General features: G+C 70.9%; 14 protein-coding genes. All 14 read left to right on the plus strand.

The genetic code is table 11. The features are described 5' to 3' along the window. Positions 1-126: 126 nt before the first annotated feature. The 14 genes from ACZ3IG_RS04485 (at position 127) to divIVA (ending at position 16,466) form a co-directional block, all read left to right on the plus strand. Positions 127-2,103, plus strand: a complete 1,977-nt coding sequence (locus ACZ3IG_RS04485) for a peptidoglycan D,D-transpeptidase FtsI family protein (RefSeq protein ID WP_467428874.1) — start codon at positions 127-129, stop codon at positions 2,101-2,103. Positions 2,104-2,278: 175 nt separating this feature from the next. Further along, positions 2,279-3,835, plus strand: a complete 1,557-nt coding sequence (locus ACZ3IG_RS04490) for a UDP-N-acetylmuramoyl-L-alanyl-D-glutamate--2,6-diaminopimelate ligase (protein ID WP_467429200.1) — start codon at positions 2,279-2,281, stop codon at positions 3,833-3,835. 28 nt (positions 3,836-3,863) lie between these two features. Next, a complete protein-coding gene (locus ACZ3IG_RS04495) occupies positions 3,864-5,285 on the plus strand; it encodes a UDP-N-acetylmuramoyl-tripeptide--D-alanyl-D-alanine ligase (protein ID WP_467428875.1) in 1,422 nt (473 codons plus the stop codon). Continuing rightward, entirely contained in the window at positions 5,285-6,376 is a 1,092-nt protein-coding gene (mraY, locus tag ACZ3IG_RS04500) for a phospho-N-acetylmuramoyl-pentapeptide-transferase (RefSeq protein WP_467429202.1), read from the plus strand. Before ACZ3IG_RS04495 ends, mraY begins: the two co-directional genes overlap by 1 nt. Before the next feature lie 8 nt (positions 6,377-6,384). After that, entirely contained in the window at positions 6,385-7,791 is a 1,407-nt protein-coding gene (murD, locus tag ACZ3IG_RS04505; protein ID WP_467429204.1) for a UDP-N-acetylmuramoyl-L-alanine--D-glutamate ligase, read from the plus strand. A gap of 74 nt (positions 7,792-7,865) precedes the next feature. Then, the gene (gene ftsW / locus ACZ3IG_RS04510; protein ID WP_467428877.1) at positions 7,866-9,236 is read left to right on the plus strand and encodes a putative lipid II flippase FtsW; all 1,371 of its coding nucleotides are present in this window, start codon (positions 7,866-7,868) and stop codon (positions 9,234-9,236) included. Positions 9,237-9,242: 6 nt separating this feature from the next. Beyond that, positions 9,243-10,340, plus strand: a complete 1,098-nt coding sequence (gene murG, locus ACZ3IG_RS04515; protein ID WP_467428878.1) for an undecaprenyldiphospho-muramoylpentapeptide beta-N-acetylglucosaminyltransferase — start codon at positions 9,243-9,245, stop codon at positions 10,338-10,340. A 25-nt stretch (positions 10,341-10,365) separates the two neighbouring features. After that, complete coding sequence (locus ACZ3IG_RS04520; RefSeq protein ID WP_467428880.1) at positions 10,366-11,160, plus strand: cell division protein FtsQ/DivIB; 795 nt, start codon at positions 10,366-10,368, stop codon at positions 11,158-11,160. A 286-nt stretch (positions 11,161-11,446) separates the two neighbouring features. Beyond that, complete coding sequence (ftsZ, locus tag ACZ3IG_RS04525; protein ID WP_467428881.1) at positions 11,447-12,649, plus strand: cell division protein FtsZ; 1,203 nt, start codon at positions 11,447-11,449, stop codon at positions 12,647-12,649. Continuing rightward, a complete protein-coding gene (gene pgeF / locus ACZ3IG_RS04530; RefSeq protein ID WP_467428884.1) occupies positions 12,646-13,374 on the plus strand; it encodes a peptidoglycan editing factor PgeF in 729 nt (242 codons plus the stop codon). The genes ftsZ and pgeF overlap by 4 nt, the downstream gene beginning before the upstream one ends. Positions 13,375-13,380: 6 nt before the next feature. Then, positions 13,381-14,100 carry a YggS family pyridoxal phosphate-dependent enzyme gene (locus ACZ3IG_RS04535; protein WP_467428886.1) on the plus strand — a complete coding sequence of 240 codons (720 nt, stop codon included), beginning with the start codon at positions 13,381-13,383 and terminating at the stop codon, positions 14,098-14,100. A 129-nt stretch (positions 14,101-14,229) separates the two neighbouring features. Continuing rightward, entirely contained in the window at positions 14,230-14,871 is a 642-nt protein-coding gene (locus ACZ3IG_RS04540) for a cell division protein SepF (RefSeq protein ID WP_467428887.1), read from the plus strand. Between the two features lie 46 nt (positions 14,872-14,917). Further along, on the plus strand, positions 14,918-15,202 hold the full coding sequence (locus tag ACZ3IG_RS04545; RefSeq protein ID WP_007448661.1) for a YggT family protein: 285 nt from the start codon (positions 14,918-14,920) through the stop codon (positions 15,200-15,202). 55 nt (positions 15,203-15,257) lie between these two features. After that, entirely contained in the window at positions 15,258-16,466 is a 1,209-nt protein-coding gene (gene divIVA, locus ACZ3IG_RS04550; protein WP_467428890.1) for an apical growth/hyphal branching protein DivIVA, read from the plus strand. Positions 16,467-16,609: the final 143 nt, after the last annotated feature.

A 16,609-nucleotide genomic window follows, 5' to 3' on the forward strand; every position in this document is an offset into this window, starting at 1 on the left:
GGCTGCGAGGCCCCTGGTCCTGGTTCCCGAGGCGCTTGGCGCGTCGCCGGGCGTGAGGTCCTTGGTCCTGGTTCCCGAGGCGCTCACGCCGGCCGGCTCCGCCCCGACGACTCCGACCCCCGGCAGGTGACGGAAGTGTCCGACGACTTCGGCAGGCAACCGACGCGCCGCCGGGTGCCCGGTCCCGCGCGGCCGGCCCGGCCCGGCGGTACGCGGCAGCCCGGCCCCGGAGCCCGCCCGGCCCGCCGCCCGGCCCCGCCCCGCGGCGCGGCCCCGCGGACCATCCGGCTCGGCAGCCCCCGCCCCCGGCTGCGCCTGGTCGGGTTCGTCCTGGCCCTGGTCCTGATCGCCTTCGTCGTACGCCTGCTCCAGGTGCAGGCCGTCGACGCCGGCACGTACACCGCCAAGGCCGAGCTGAACCGGTACGTCGTCCACACCCTGACCGCCGCGCGCGGCGGCATCACCGACCGCAACGGCGTGGCCCTGGCGACCACCGTGGACGCCTACGACATCACCGCCGACCCCACGATGTTCACCCGCGAGCAGCTCAAGGTCGACGACGGGCCCGAACAGGCGGCGGCGCTGCTCGCCCCGATCCTCGGCGAGGACGAGGAGGACCTGGCGGCCACCCTGCGCCCGGACAACGAGCAGCTGCGCTACGTCCGGCTGGCCCGCGCCCGCACCCCGCAGGAGTGGAACCAGATCCAGGACCTGAAGACCGCCCTGTCCAAGAAGGCGGAGACGGACGAGTCCACCGTCAACGTCCTCGCCGGCGTCTTCGCCGACCCCAGCAGCAAGCGGATCTACCCCAACGGTGACCTCGCCGCCGGGGTGATCGGCTGGGTCAACTCCGAGGGCGAGGGCAGCGGCGGCCTCGAACGCCAGCTCGACAAGATACTGGCCGGCGAGGACGGCGAGATCCGCTACGCCCAGTCCGGCGGCCACCAGGTCCCCACCGTCGGCCGCAACGAGACACCCGCGGTGCCCGGCAGCGACGTGGAACTGACCCTGGACCGCGACATCCAGTGGGCGGCGCAGGACGCCATCACCGAGCAGGTGCGGGAGTCCAAGGCCGACGGCGGTTACGTCATCGTCCAGGACACGCGGACCGGCGAGATCCTCGCCATGGCCAACTCACCCGGCTTCGACCCGGGCGACCTGGCCCACGCCGACCCCGACGCGCTCGGCAACGGCGCCCTCCAGGACGCCTTCGAGCCCGGCTCCACCGCCAAGGTGATGTCGATGGCCGCCGTCCTGGAGGAGGGGGCCGCCACCGCCGACACCCATGTCACCGTCCCCAACCGGCTGCACCGCGGCGACCGGCTCTTCAAGGACGACATCGACCACCCCACCTGGTACCTCACCCTCAACGGCGTGCTCGCCAAGTCCAGCAACATCGGCACCATCCTGGCCACCGGCGAACTCGGCAAGACCCAGGAGGAGGCCAACCAGGTCCTCTACTCCTACCTGCGCGAGTTCGGCCTCGGCAGCTACAGCGGCCTCGACTTCCCCGGCGAGACCAAGGGCATCCTCGCCGCCCCCGGACAGTGGTCCACCTCGCAGCAGTACACGATCCCTTTCGGCCAGGGCGTGTCCGTCAACGCGCTCCAGGCGGCCTCCGTCTACTCCACGATCGCCAACGGCGGCGTACGGATCGAACCGACGCTGGTGAAGGGGACGAAGGACGCCGAAGGCGGGTACACGCCCGCCGAGAAGCCGAAGAAGACGCGGGTGATCAGTGAGAAGACCGCGAAGACTCTGTCCCGGATGCTGGAGTCGGTCGTCGACGACGAAGAGGGCACCGGCACCAAGGCCCGCATCCCCGGCTACCGGGTGGCGGGCAAGACCGGTACGGCCAACCGAGTGGATCCGGCCACCGGCCAGTACAAGGGGTACACCTCGTCCTTCGCCGGGTTCGCGCCCGCCGACAAGCCCCGGATCACCGTCTACTGCGCCATCCAGAACGCCACTGAGGGCAGCTACTTCGGGGGTCAGATCTGCGGCCCCGTCTACAAGCAGGTCATGGAGTTCGCCCTGAAGACCCTCCAGGTCCCGCCCACCGGCACCGACCCCGCGAACCTCCCGGTCACCTTCAAACCCTGACCCGTTTCCGACGCAGTACCGAGCCACCAGGAACCACCCCGTGACAACGATCACCCCCGATCCCGGGAACCAGAACGGCCCCCGCCCCTCACTTCGCGGGCAGGCGGGTGCGCCCGGTACGCTCACCGCCGTGCCACAGCCTGATCAGTCCCAAACCACCCAGAAGGGCCACCCCGTGACCTACCCGGGACCGCCCCGGCCGGTGCGGGTCTCCGCCACACCCCTCGCGGAGCTCGTCGGCCAGCTGGGTGTCACCGCCTCCGTGGGCGACGCCGCCGTCACGGGCATCACCCACGACTCGCGCGCCGTCCGCCCCGGTGACCTGTACGCCGCCCTGCCCGGCGCCCGCGCCCACGGCGCCGACTTCGTCACCCAGGCCGCCGGTCTGGGCGCCGCCGCCGTGCTGACCGACCCGTCCGGTGCCGAGCGCGCCGCCGCCACCGGACTGCCGGTGCTGGTGGTCGAGGACCCCCGCGCGGAGATGGGCGAGCTGGCCGCGACGATCTACGGACACCCCGGCCGCGACCTGCTCCAGATCGGCATCACCGGCACCTCCGGCAAGACCACCACCGCCTACCTGGTGGAGGGCGGCCTGCGCACCGAGAAGGCCACCGGCCTGATCGGCACGGTCGAGATGCGCATCGGCGACGAGCGCATCAAGTCCGAGCGGACCACCCCCGAGGCCACCGACCTCCAGGCGCTCTTCGCGGTGATGCGCGAGCGCGGCACCGAGGCGGTCGCCATGGAGGTCTCCAGCCACGCCCTGGTGCTCGGCCGGGTAGACGGCTGCGTCTTCGACGTCGCCGTCTTCACCAACCTCAGCCCGGAGCACATGGAGTTCCACTCCGGCATGGAGGACTACTTCCAGGCCAAGGCGCAGCTCTTCACCCCGGAGCGCAGCCGGCTCGGCGTGGTCAACGCCGACGACGAGTACGGCCGCCGGCTCGCCCGCGAGGCCACGGTCCCGGTCGTCACCTACTCGGCCGAGGGACACCCCGACGCCGACTGGCGGGCCGAGGACGTGCGGGTCGGTCCGCTGGACTCGACGTTCACCGTGGTCAGTCCGAAGGGCGAGCGGTTCACCGCCCGCTCTCCGCTGGCCGGCCCGTTCAACGTGGCCAACACCCTCGCCGCGGTCGTCGCGCTCGCCGCCGCCGGTCTCGACCCCCAGGCCGCGGCCGACGGGGTCGCGGCGGTGCCGGGGGTGCCGGGCCGCCTGGAGCGGGTGGACGCCGGGCAGCCGTACCTCGCGGTGGTCGACTACGCGCACAAGACCGACGCGGTCGAGTCGGTCCTCAAGGCGCTGCGCAAGGTCACCGAGGGCAGGCTGCACGTCGTCCTCGGCTGCGGCGGCGACCGGGACACCACCAAGCGGATGCCGATGGGCGCCGCCGCCGCGCGGCACGCCGACACCGCCGTACTGACCTCCGACAACCCCCGCTCCGAGGACCCGCTCGCGATCCTCGCCACCATGCTCCAGGGCGCCGCCTCGGTGCCCGCCCACGAGCGCGGCGAGGTGCAGGTCTTCGAGGACCGGGCCGCCGCCGTCGCCGCCGCCGTCGCCCGGGCCGAGCCCGGCGACACGGTGCTGGTCGCGGGCAAGGGCCACGAGCAGGGGCAGGACATCGCCGGGGTGGTGCGTCCCTTCGACGACCGCCAGGTGCTCCGCGAAGCCATCCAGGAGCACCAGGCCCTTCAGCAGACCCAGGCCATCCAGAAGACCCAGGGATGAAATCCCGCATGATCCAGGGGATGTACTTGTGATCGCCCTCTCTCTCGCCGAGATCACAGAAGTCGTCGGCGGGCAGATGCACGACATACCGGATCCGTCGGCCGAGGTCACCGGACCGGTCGTCCGGGACTCCCGCGAGGCGGGACCCGGCAGCCTCTTCGTCGCCTTCGTCGGCGAACGCGTGGACGGCCACGACTTCGCGCCGGCGGTCGTCGAGGCGGGAGCGGTGGCCGTGCTCGGCTCCCGGCCCGTCGGCGTGCCCGCGATCGTCGTGGACGACGTCCAGGCCGCCCTCGGCGCCCTCGCCCGCCACGTCGTACGGCGGCTGGGGGCCACCCTGGTGGCGCTCACCGGCTCGGCGGGCAAGACCAGCACCAAGGACCTCATCGCGCAGGTGATCGGGCACAAGGCGCCGACGGTGTTCACGCCGGGCTCGCTCAACAACGAGATCGGGCTGCCGCTGACCGCCCTGACCGCCACCGAGGAGACCCGTTTCCTCGTCCTGGAGATGGGCGCCCGCGGTATCGGCCACATCCGGTACCTCGCCGGACTGACCCCGCCGAAGATCGGCCTGGTCCTCAACGTCGGCTCCGCGCACATTGGCGAGTTCGGCGGCCGGGAGCAGATCGCGCAGGCCAAGGGCGAACTCGTAGAGGCCCTTCCGGAAGACGGCACCGCGGTCCTCAACGCGGACGACCCCTACGTACGGGCCATGGCCGCCCGAACGAAGGCGAAGGTGATCCTTTTCGGAGAGTCCGGCGAAGCGGACGTTCGCGCCGAGAACGTGCGACTAACGGACACCGGACAGCCCGCGTTCAGGCTTCACACACCCTCCGGTGCAAGCGATGTGACGATGCGCCTGTACGGTGAGCATCACGTGTCGAACGCGCTCGCCGCGGCCGCCGTCGCCCACGAGTTGGGCATGTCCGCAGACGAGATCGCCACCGCGCTCTCCGAGGCGGGCTCCCTCTCCCGCTGGCGGATGGAGGTCACCGAGCGCCCGGACGGCGTGACGCTCGTCAACGACGCCTACAACGCGAACCCCGAGTCCATGAAGGCCGCGCTGCGCGCGCTGGTCGCAATGGGCAAAGCCGCACAGGCAAAGGGGGGGCGTACGTGGGCGGTGCTCGGCAAGATGGCCGAGCTCGGGGACGAGGCGCTCGCCGAGCACGACGCGGTCGGACGGCTCGCCGTCCGGCTCAACGTCAGCAAGCTCGTCGCGGTCGGGGGCAGGGAAGCCCAATGGCTGCAACTGGGCGCATACAACGAGGGTTCGTGGGGTGAGGAGTCGGTGCACGTGTCCGACGCACAGGCGGCGATCGACCTGTTGCGCAGCGAGTTGCGCCCGGGGGACGTCGTGCTCGTGAAGGCGTCCCGTTCGGTGGGTCTGGAGAGCGTCGCCACGGCGCTCCTTGAGACCGGCACCGAGGGTGAGGTAGCTGCCCGATGATGAAGCAGATCCTGTTCGCGGGAGTCATCGGTCTCTTCCTGACGCTGGTCGGCACCCCGTTGCTGATCAAGCTCCTCGCCCGCAAGGGCTACGGCCAGTACATCCGTGACGACGGCCCGCGCGAGCACGCCAGCAAGCGCGGTACGCCGACCATGGGCGGTATCGCCTTCATCCTGGCGACTGTCGCCGCGTACTTCCTGGCCAAGGTCATCACCAGCTATCTGGACCACGAGGCGGACGCGGCGCCGACCTTCTCGGGTCTGCTGGTGCTCGGCCTGATGGTCGGCATGGGCCTGGTCGGCTTCCTGGACGACTACATCAAGATCGTCAAGCGGCGTTCGCTGGGGCTGCGGGCCAAGGCCAAGATGGCCGGCCAGCTGATCGTCGGCATCGCCTTCGCGGTGCTCTCGCTCCAGTTCGCGGACAGCCGCGGCAACACCCCGGCCTCCACCAAGCTGTCGTTCATCACGGACTTCGGCTGGACGATCGGCCCGGTGCTGTTCGTGGTCTGGGCACTGTTCATGATCCTGGCGATGTCCAACGGCGTGAACCTCACCGACGGCCTGGACGGTCTGGCCACCGGCGCCTCCGTCCTCGTCTTCGGCGCCTACACCTTCATCGGCGTCTGGCAGTTCCAGGAGTCCTGCGCCAACGCGCAGTCCCTGACCAACCCGGGCGCCTGCTACGAGGTACGGGACCCCCTCGACCTGGCGGTGGTCGCCTCCGCGCTGATGGGCGCCTGCCTGGGCTTCCTGTGGTGGAACACCTCGCCGGCCAAGATCTTCATGGGCGACACCGGTTCGCTCGCGCTCGGCGGTGTGCTGGCGGGTCTGGCGATCTGCTCCCGCACCGAACTGCTGATGGCCATCCTCGGCGGCCTGTTCGTCCTGATCACCATGTCGGTGGTCATCCAGGTCGGCTCGTTCCGGATGACCGGCAAGCGCGTCTTCCGGATGGCGCCACTCCAGCACCACTTCGAACTCAAAGGCTGGTCCGAGGTCCTTGTCGTGGTCCGCTTCTGGATCATCCAGGGCATCTGTGTGATCGTCGGACTGGGCCTCTTCTACGCGGGATGGGCAGCGGACAAGTGACCGACTCGGTGTCCTCGGAACTTCAGGGCAAGCACGTCACCGTCGCCGGACTCGGCGTCTCCGGAGTACCGGCGGCCAAGGTCCTGCACGGCCTCGGCGCGCGCGTCACCGTCGTCAACGACGGCGCGGACGAGCGCGCGCGGGCGCAGGCGGCCGAACTGGAGGCGCTCGGCATCACCGTGCGCCTCGGCGACGGCGACTCGCTCCCCGAGGGCACCGACCTGATCGTCACCGCCCCCGGCTGGAAGCCGGCCAAGCCGCTGTTCACGGCGGCCGCGGCAGCGGGCGTCCCCGTCTGGGGCGACGTCGAACTGGCCTGGCGGCTGCGGGGCGAGAACGCCGCCCCCTGGCTCGCGGTCACCGGCACCAACGGCAAGACCACGACCGTCCAGATGCTCGCGTCGATCCTGAAGGCGGCGGGCCTGCGCACCGCCGCAGTCGGCAACATCGGCGTCTCCCTGCTGGACGCGGTCACCGGCGAGGAGGAGTACGACGTCCTCGCGGTGGAGCTGTCCAGCTACCAGCTCCACTGGGCGCCCTCGCTGCGCGCCCACTCGGCCGCCGTCCTCAACCTCGCCCCCGACCACCTCGACTGGCACGGCTCGATGGCGGCGTACGCCGCCGACAAGGGCCGCGTCTACGAGGGCAACCGGATCGCCTGCGTCTACAACGTCGCCGACCCGGCCACCGAGGCCCTGGTCCGCGAGGCCGACGTCGAGGAGGGCTGCCGGGCCGTCGGCTTCACCCTCGGCGCCCCGGCCCCCTCCCAACTCGGCGTCGTGGACGGCATCCTGGTCGACCGCGCCTTCGTGGAGAACCGGCAGAAGAACGCCCAGGAACTGGCCGAGGTCACCGACGTGAACCCGCCGGCCCCGCACAACATCGCCAACGCGCTGGCCGCCGCCGCCCTCGCCCGCGCCTACGGGGTGCCCGCGGCGGCCGTCCGCGACGGGCTGCGCGCCTTCACCCCGGACGCCCACCGCATCGCCCACGTCGCCGACGTGGACGGCGTGGCCTACGTGGACGACTCCAAGGCGACCAACACCCACGCCGCCGAGGCATCCTTGGCGGCGTACGAGTCGATCGTGTGGATCGCCGGCGGCCTCGCCAAGGGCGCCACCTTTGACGAACTGGTCACGGGCGCGGCGAAGCGGCTGCGCGGCGTGGTGCTGATCGGCGCCGACCGCGCGCTGATCCGCGAAGCTCTGGCGCGACACGCCCCCGAGGTACCGGTCGTCGACCTCGACCGGACCGACACTGGGGCGATGCTCGCGGCCGTCCAGGAGGCGCGGCGGCTCGCCCGGCCCGGCGACACGGTGCTGCTGGCCCCGGCCTGCGCTTCCATGGACATGTTCGCCAACTACAACAAGCGCGGTGCCGCGTTCGCACAGGCCGTTCGCGAACTCGGCGCCTGACCCGGCCTGCCGCGCCGGGTGACCACGGGAGGGACACGTGGGACGGTCCAGGCCGACGTACAGCGGAGGCCGCTATGCCCGGTAGTCCCGGCAGCCGTACCGGACGGCCGCCCGCACAGCGGACCGTCCAGCGGCCCGCCGCCCGGCGGACGACGCCCGACAACCCGGTGCTGCGCCTGTACACCCGGCTGCAACGGGCCTGGGACCGGCCGCTGACCGCCTATTACCTGATCGCCGGCGGCAGCGCGCTGATCACCGTGCTCGGTCTGGTGATGGTCTACTCGGCCTCCCAGATCACCGCGCTCCAGCTCTCGCTGCCGGGCTCGTACTTCTTCCGCAAACAGTTCCTGGCCGCCGCGCTCGGCGCCGGGCTGCTGCTCGCCGCCATGCGGATGCCCGTCAAGCTGCACCGGGCGCTGGCCTACCCGATCCTGGCCGGCGCGGTCTTCCTGATGGCGTTGGTGCAGGTACCGGGGATAGGGATGTCGGTCAACGGCAACCAGAACTGGATCTCCGTCGGGGGGCCCTTCCAGCTCCAGCCCAGTGAGTTCGGCAAGCTCGCCCTGGTGCTGTGGGGCGCCGACCTGCTCGCCCGCAAACAGGACAAGCGGCTGCTGACCCAGTGGAAGCACATGCTGGTGCCGCTGGTGCCGGTCGCCTTCCTCCTCCTCGGGCTGATCATGCTCGGGGGTGACATGGGCACCGCGATCATCCTGACCGCCATCGCCTTCGGGCTGCTGTGGCTGGCGGGGGCGCCCACCCGGATGTTCGCGGGCGTGCTCTCGGTCGCCGGGCTGCTCGGTGTGATCCTCATCCAGACCAACCCGAACCGGCTCGACCGCTTCGCCTGCATCGGCGCCACCGAGATGAGCCCCGAGGGGGACTGCTGGCAGGCCGTGCACGGCATCTACGCCCTCGCCTCGGGTGGACTCTTCGGTTCCGGACTGGGTGCCAGCGTGGAGAAATGGGGTCAACTCCCCGAAGCGCACACCGACTTCATCTTCGCCGTCACCGGTGAGGAACTGGGCCTGGCGGGCACGCTGTCCGTCCTCGCCCTCTTCGCGGCTCTAGGCTATGCGGGTATCCGCGTGGCCGGACGCACGGAGGACCCCTTCGTCAGGTATGCCGCGGGAGGCGTGACCACCTGGATCACGGCCCAGGCCGTGATCAACATCGGTGCTGTCCTCGGACTGCTGCCGATCGCCGGCGTCCCGCTCCCGCTGTTCTCCTACGGGGGTTCCGCCCTGCTGCCGACCATGTTCGCCATCGGGCTGCTGATCGCCTTCGCACGCGACGAGCCCGCTGCGCGGGCGGCGCTTGCGATGCGGCAACCTCGCTTTGGTAGAAAGCGGGGGACCGGGGGCACCGGGTCCAAGCGGAGGCCCCGGAGTTGGAACACGATGCGACGGCGTGCCTCGGCGGCACGCTCGTCCGGAGAGCGGTGAATTTCGGTGCATGTCGTACTCGCCGGCGGAGGAACCGCGGGCCACATCGAGCCCGCGCTCGCCCTCGCGGACGCCCTGCGCAGGCAGGACCCGACCGTGGGCATCACGGCCCTGGGCACGGAGCGCGGCCTGGAGACCCGTCTCGTACCCGAGCGCGGGTACGAACTGGCGCTGATCCCGGCCGTACCGCTGCCGCGCAAGCCCACCCCCGAGCTGATCACCGTCCCGGGCCGGCTGCGCGGCACCATCAAGGCGACCGAGCAGATCCTGGAGCGCACCAAGGCCGACGCCGTGGTCGGCTTCGGCGGCTACGTCGCCCTGCCCGGCTACCTCGCGGCCAAGCGGCTCGGCGTGCCGATCGTCGTCCACGAGGCCAACGCCCGCCCCGGCCTGGCCAACAAGATCGGCTCCCGGTACGCCCGTCAGGTCGCCGTCTCGACCCCCGACAGCAAGCTGCGCAACTCCCGTTACATCGGCATCCCGCTGCGCCGCTCGGTGGCCACCCTGGACCGGGCCGCCGCCCGCCCCGAGGCCCGCGCCCTGTTCGGGCTCGACCCCAACCTGCCGACGCTCCTCGTCTCCGGCGGCTCGCAGGGCGCCCGCCGCCTCAACGAGGTGGTCCAGCAGGTGGCGCCCTGGCTCCAGCAGGCCGGCATCCAGATCCTGCACGCGGTCGGCCCGAAGAACGAACTGCCGCAGGTGCAGCAGATGCCGGGGATGCCCCCGTACATCCCGGTAAGTTATCTGGACCGGATGGACCTCGCGTACGCCGCGGCCGACATGATGCTCTGCCGCGCGGGCGCGATGACCGTCGCCGAACTCTCCGCCGTCGGACTCCCGGCCGCCTACGTCCCGCTGCCCATCGGCAACGGCGAACAGCGGCTCAACGCCCAGCCGGTGGTCAAGGCCGGCGGCGGACTGCTGGTCGACGACGCGGAACTCACCCCCGAGTGGGTCCAGCAGAACGTGCTGCCCGTGCTCGCCGACCCGCACCGGCTGTACGAGATGTCCCGCGCCGCCGCCGAGTTCGGCCGCCGGGACGCCGACGACCTGCTCGTCGGCATGGTGTACGAGGCGATCAGCGCCGCCCGCGCACAGCGCTAGGCACATCTGACGGAGGGCAGGAAGCGTGGCCGGACCGACCACCGCCGAACGCGGGGCACGCAGGCGGGAGTCGTCCGGCCCGCCCCGTGTCCGGCGCTTCAAGCGCCCCCGTCTTCGTACGATCGTCATCCTGGCCGCCCTCCTCGTGACACTGGGCGGGGCGGCCGGCTGGCTCTTCTACGGGTCCGCCTGGCTGCGAGTGGAGAAGGTCTCGGTCTCCGGGACCCGGGTGCTGACCCCCGAGCAGGTGCGCGAGGCCGCCGACGTCCCGGTCGGGGAGCCGCTCATTTCCGTCGGCACCGAGGCCATCGAAGCGCGTTTGGCGAAGAAATTGCCCCGAATTGACGTAATCGAGGCCGGCCGTTCCTGGCCCGACGGAATCGAGCTGAAAGTGACAGAGCGCACTCCGGTTCTGTTGGTGCAAAACGGCGACAAGTATGTGGAAGTGGACGACGGCGGTGTCCGATTCGCCACGGTTTCCCGTGCGCCCAAGGGTGTTCCCCTGCTGGCATTGGCGGTGTCCCGCCAGGGTTCGGCCGCCGCGAGCCTTCGCCGTTTCGGCGAGGACCGGCTCGTCCGGGAGGCGGTCCGGGTCGCCGGCCGGGTGCCGGACCCTGTCGCGCGGGACACCCGGCTGGTCAAGGTACGTTCCTTCGACGACATCTCGCTGGAGTTGACCGGCGGGCGTACCGTCGCGTGGGGGAGTGGTGAAAAGGGCGCGGACAAGGCGCGCGCGCTCACCGCGCTGATGAAAGCCGCGCCCGGTGCGCGGCACTTCGATGTAAGTGTTCCCACCGCTCCGGCCTCGTCGGGGAGTTGACGGGTATCGGTGCAGGCCAGCACCCTGGTTGGGCAGCGCTATGGCTGATCACATAGGGTGAAAAGAAAAACGGGAGGTTCGGCGTGTTCGTTGAACGCGCGCCACTTGTCGACTTAGTGTCCTGTTCAGAAGACTCCAGGGAACAGACACACTGGTAACCCTAAACTTCAGGGTTAGGGTTCGGGTCGGCGCTACGGACCGTCCCATTCGGCATCAGTCGTCGGGTCGCGGGGCACAGTGCTCCAGCGGTTCGACGACACGTAACTCGAGGCGAGAGGCCTTCGACGTGGCAGCACCGCAGAACTACCTCGCAGTCATCAAAGTCATCGGTGTCGGCGGCGGTGGTGTCAATGCCATCAACCGGATGATCGAGGTCGGTCTCAAGGGCGTCGAGTTCATCGCCATCAACACCGACGCGCAAGCCCTGTTGATGAGCGACGCCGACGTCAAGCTGGACGTCGGCCGTGAACTCACCCGCGGACTCGGCGCCGGAGCCAACCCGGCCGTCGGCCGCAAGGCCGCCGAGGACCACCGCGAGGAGATCGAGGAGGTCCTCAAGGGGGCCGACATGGTCTTCGTGACGGCCGGTGAGGGCGGCGGCACCGGCACCGGCGGCGCGCCCGTGGTGGCGAACATCGCCCGCTCGCTGGGCGCCCTCACCATCGGCGTGGTCACCCGCCCGTTCACCTTCGAGGGACGGCGCCGGGCCAACCAGGCCGAGGACGGCATCGCCGAACTGCGCGAAGAGGTCGACACCCTCATCGTCATCCCCAACGACCGGCTGCTGTCCATCTCGGACCGCCAGGTCTCCGTCCTGGACGCCTTCAAGTCGGCGGACCAGGTCCTGCTCTCCGGTGTGCAGGGCATCACCGACCTCATCACCACGCCCGGCCTGATCAACCTGGACTTCGCCGACGTCAAGTCGGTCATGTCCGAGGCCGGTTCGGCCCTGATGGGCATCGGCTCGGCCCGCGGCGACGACCGCGCGGTGGCCGCCGCCGAGATGGCGATCTCCTCGCCGCTCCTGGAAGCCTCCATCGACGGCGCCCGCGGCGTGCTGCTCTCCATCTCCGGCGGCTCCGACCTCGGCCTGTTCGAGATCAACGAGGCCGCCCAGCTGGTCAGCGAGGCCGCCCACCCCGAGGCCAACATCATCTTCGGCGCCGTCATCGACGACGCCCTCGGCGACGAGGTCCGGGTCACGGTCATCGCGGCCGGCTTCGACGGCGGCCAGCCGCCCGCCAAGCGGGACAACGTGCTCGGCTCGTCCTCCGCCAAGCGCGAGGAACAGCCCGCCCCGCCGGTCCGGCAGCCCGAGAGCCGCCCGTCCTTCGGCTCGCTCGGCAGCGTCAAGCCGAAGGAGGAGCCGGAGCCCGTCGCGCCGGAGCCGGTCAGCGACCTCCCGCCGGTCACCCCGCCGGTCCCGCCGTCCCGGACCTACTCGGACAGCGCGGCCGAGGAGCTGGACGTGCCGGACTTCTTGAAGTGATAGGACAGCGCGACACCGTGAGCGGCGCGCACTTCGCCTTCACCGACCGGTGGGGCGGGGTGAGCGCCGTTCCGTACGAGGAGCTGAACCTCGGCGGCGCGGTCGGAGACGACCCCGACGCCGTGCGGACCAACCGGGAACGGGCGGCCGGGGCACTGGGCCTGGACGCGGGCCGGGTGGTCTGGATGAACCAGGTGCACGGGGCGGACGTCGAGGTGGTCGACGCGCCCTGGGGCGCCCGGCCGGTGCCGGACGCCGACGCGATCGTCACCGCCGAGCGGGGACTCGCCCTCGCCGTGCTCACCGCCGACTGCGTGCCCGTCCTGCTCGCCGACCCCGTCGCGGGGATCGCCGCCGCCGCCCACGCCGGCCGGCCCGGCATGATCGCCGGCGTCGTGCCCGCCGCCGTACGCGCCATGACCGGACTCGGCGCCGACCCCGCCCGGATCGTCGCCCGCACCGGGCCCTCGGTCTGCGGCCGGTGCTACGAGGTGCCCGGGACGATGCGCGCCGAGGTGGCCGCCGTCGAACCGGCGGCGCACGCCGTGACGAGCTGGGGCACGCCGGCGGTCGACGTCGCCGCCGGAGTGCACGCGCAGCTCGAACGGCTGGGAGTGCGCGACCGGGCGCAGTCGCCGGTGTGCACGCTGGAGTCGAAGGACCACTTCTCGTACCGACGCGACCGCGCCACCGGCCGGCTCGCGGGCTACGTCTGGCTGGACTGATGGGGCATGACGGAACGTAAGGACGAACTCGCCGCCAATCTGGCGAAGGTGGAGGAGTGCATCGCCGCCGCGTGCGCCGCCGCCGGCCGGGCCCGCGAGGAGGTGACCCTGATCGTGGTCACCAAGACCTATCCGGCGAGCGATGTGCGCGCCCTGGCGGAGCTGGGCGTGCGGCACGTCGCCGAGAACCGGGACCAGGACGCGGCCCCCAAGGCCGCCGCGTGCGCGGATCTGCCGCTCACCTGGCACTTCGTAGGCCAGTTGCAGACCAACAAGGTACGATCCGTGGTCGGTTACGCCGGTCTCGTGCAGTCCGTCGACCGCTCACGGCTCGTCACCGCCCTGTCCAAGGAGGCGGTACGGGCCGGGCGCGAACTCGGCTGTCTCGTCCAGGTCGCCTTCGACGCGGGAGCGGACGGGCGGGGCGAGCGGGGCGGCGTGGCACCCGACCAGATCGGAGAACTGGCCGGCCTCGTCGCCTCGTCGCCGGGGCTCCGGCTCGACGGACTGATGACGGTGGCCCCGCTGACCGGGGAGTACGCCGGGCGCCAACAGGCCGCGTTCGAGCGCCTCATGGATTTGTCGACCGACCTGCGTCGCGCCCATCCGGCTGCGAACATGGTCTCGGCAGGGATGAGTGCGGACCTCGAACAGGCCGTGGCCGCCGGAGCGACACATGTGCGCGTCGGCACTGCGGTACTCGGTGTCCGCCCCAGGCTCGGGTAACGTCGCCAAGAAGTCGGACCACAGCAGAAAATATGGTCATTACCGCCGAAAGGCGGAAACAACGACCTCGTGGATCGCGGGCATTTGGCAGTCGTCAGCCGATCCACCACAGAGCGGAGGACTCAGAGCATGGCCGGCGCGATGCGCAAGATGGCGGTCTACCTCGGCCTCGTGGAGGACGATGGGTACGACGGCCGGGGTTTCGACCCCGACGACGACTTCGAACCTGAACTCGACCCGGAGCCCGAACGAGATCACCGCAGGCATGAACCGGCGCATCAGGGGCATGGTTCACATCAGCCACAAAGGGACGAAGAGGTACGAGTCGCACAACCGCCCGCGCCTCGCGAACCGGTGGCCCGGTCTGCTTCGCTACCCGCGGAATCCGGGCGACCCGCCCGGATCGCGCCCGTGGCATCCATCACACAAGAACGCGCGAGCCTGGAAAAGAGCGCACCGGTCATCATGCCCAAGGTCGTCTCCGAACGAGAGCCCTACCGGATCACCACGCTTCACCCACGGACCTACAACGAGGCCCGTACCATCGGGGAACACTTCCGTGAGGGCACTCCGGTGATCATGAATCTCACGGAGATGGACGACACGGACGCGAAGCGACTTGTCGACTTTGCGGCTGGTCTGGTGTTTGGTCTTCACGGCAGTATCGAGCGGGTGACGCAGAAGGTGTTCCTGCTGTCTCCTGCTAACGTCGATGTCACGGCGGAGGACAAGGCCCGCATCGCAGAGGGCGGGTTCTTCAACCAGAGCTGAGACGTAACACCGGTGAGTCGGGTCAGGGGAGAGGGAAGCAAGGGTCATGAGCGTGGTCCTGGATGTCGTCTACATCGCGCTGATGTGCTTCCTCATCGTGCTGATCTTCCGGTTGGTCATGGACTACGTCTTCCAGTTCGCCCGCTCGTGGCAACCCGGCAAGGCGATGGTGGTCGTACTGGAGGCCACCTACACTGTCACCGATCCGCCGTTGAAGCTCCTGCGGCGGTTCATTCCGCCGCTGCGTCTCGGGGGCGTGGCGCTCGACCTGTCCTTCTTCGTACTGATGATCATCGTCTACATCCTGATCTCGATCGTGAGCCGGCTGTGAGCGATGAGAGAGATACGGGCTTGCCGAATGCCGACGACTACGTTGAGGTGAAGAGATGCCGTTGACCCCCGAGGACGTGCGGAACAAGCAGTTCACGACCGTCCGCCTCCGAGAAGGCTATGACGAGGACGAGGTCGATGCCTTCCTCGACGAGGTCGAAGCCGAACTGACCCGTCTGCTCCGCGAGAACGAGGACCTGCGCGCCAAGCTGGCCGCGGCCACGCGCGCGGCCGCGCAGAACCAGCAGAACATGCGCAAGCCCCCGGAGCAGCAGGATCAGCAGCAGGGCGGCCACCCCCAGCAGGGCGGGATGCCCCAGCAGGGCGGCATGCCTCAGCAGGGCGGGATGCCTCAGCAGGGCATGCGCGGTCCGGGCGCTCCGGTACCCGCCGGCATATCGGGCCCGCCGCAGCAGCAGATGGGTGGCCCCATGGGTGGTCCGCCCCAGCTGCCGAGCGGTGCCCCGCAGCTGCCCGCCGGTCCCGGCGGTCAGGGCGGCCCGCAGGGTCCCGGTCCGATGGGCCAGGGTCCGGGGCCGATGGGCCAGGGCCCGGGTCCGATGCAGGGCCAGATGGGTCCCGGTCCGATGGGCGGCCCCATGGGCGGCCCGCAGGGCCCCGGCGGCCCCGGTGGTCCCGGCATGCCCGGTCAGGGCGGCCCTGGTGGCGACAGCGCCGCGCGCGTTCTGTCGCTGGCCCAGCAGACCGCCGACCAGGCGATCGCCGAGGCCCGGTCCGAGGCCAACAAGATCGTCGGCGAGGCGCGTTCGCGTGCCGAGGGTCTGGAGCGGGACGCCCGCGCCAAGGCCGATGCCCTGGAGCGGGACGCGCAGGAGAAGCACCGCGTCGCGATGGGCTCCCTGGAGTCCGCTCGCGCCACGCTGGAGCGCAAGGTCGAGGACCTGCGCGGCTTCGAGCGCGAGTACCGCACGCGGCTGAAGTCCTACCTGGAGTCGCAGCTGCGCCAGCTGGAGACCCAGGCCGACGACTCGCTGGCCCCGCCGCGGACGCCCGCCGCCGCCTCGCTGCCGCCGTCCCCGGCGCCGTCGATGGCTCCGGCCGGTGCGAGCGCGCCGTCCTACGGCGGTAACCAGTCCATGGGCAGTGGTCCGGGCGCCTCGTCCGGCCCGTCGTACGGCGGTCAGCAGCAGATGTCGCCGGCGATGACGCAGCCGATGGCGCCGGTGCGGCCGCAGGGACCGTCGCCGATGGGGCAGGCGCCCTCGCCGATGCGCGGGTTCCTGATCGACGAGGACGACAACTGAGCAGTGCTGAACGGTAGTACGGCGTCGTAGTCGGCAGCGTTCAAGGCGGGTCCCGGGTTCTTGAGCCCGGGACCCGCCTTTTCGCGGTCCGTGCCCGGACGCGGGCGCGGACCGTACGCGAGAGGCCCGGCTCCCCGTGGGGG

Source organism: Streptomyces sp. NPDC016677 (assembly GCF_055562815.1).

Coding starts and splice junctions, on each gene's coding strand:
- divIVA (WP_467428890.1), top strand. CDS start 15,258: ATGCCGTTGACCCCCGAGGACGTGCGGAACAAGCAGTTCACGACCGTC.
- ftsW (WP_467428877.1), top strand. CDS start 7,866: ATGCCCGGTAGTCCCGGCAGCCGTACCGGACGGCCGCCCGCACAGCGG.
- mraY (WP_467429202.1), top strand. CDS start 5,285: ATGAAGCAGATCCTGTTCGCGGGAGTCATCGGTCTCTTCCTGACGCTG.
- ACZ3IG_RS04535 (WP_467428886.1), top strand. CDS start 13,381: ATGACGGAACGTAAGGACGAACTCGCCGCCAATCTGGCGAAGGTGGAG.
- ACZ3IG_RS04540 (WP_467428887.1), top strand. CDS start 14,230: ATGGCCGGCGCGATGCGCAAGATGGCGGTCTACCTCGGCCTCGTGGAG.
- ACZ3IG_RS04545 (WP_007448661.1), top strand. CDS start 14,918: ATGAGCGTGGTCCTGGATGTCGTCTACATCGCGCTGATGTGCTTCCTC.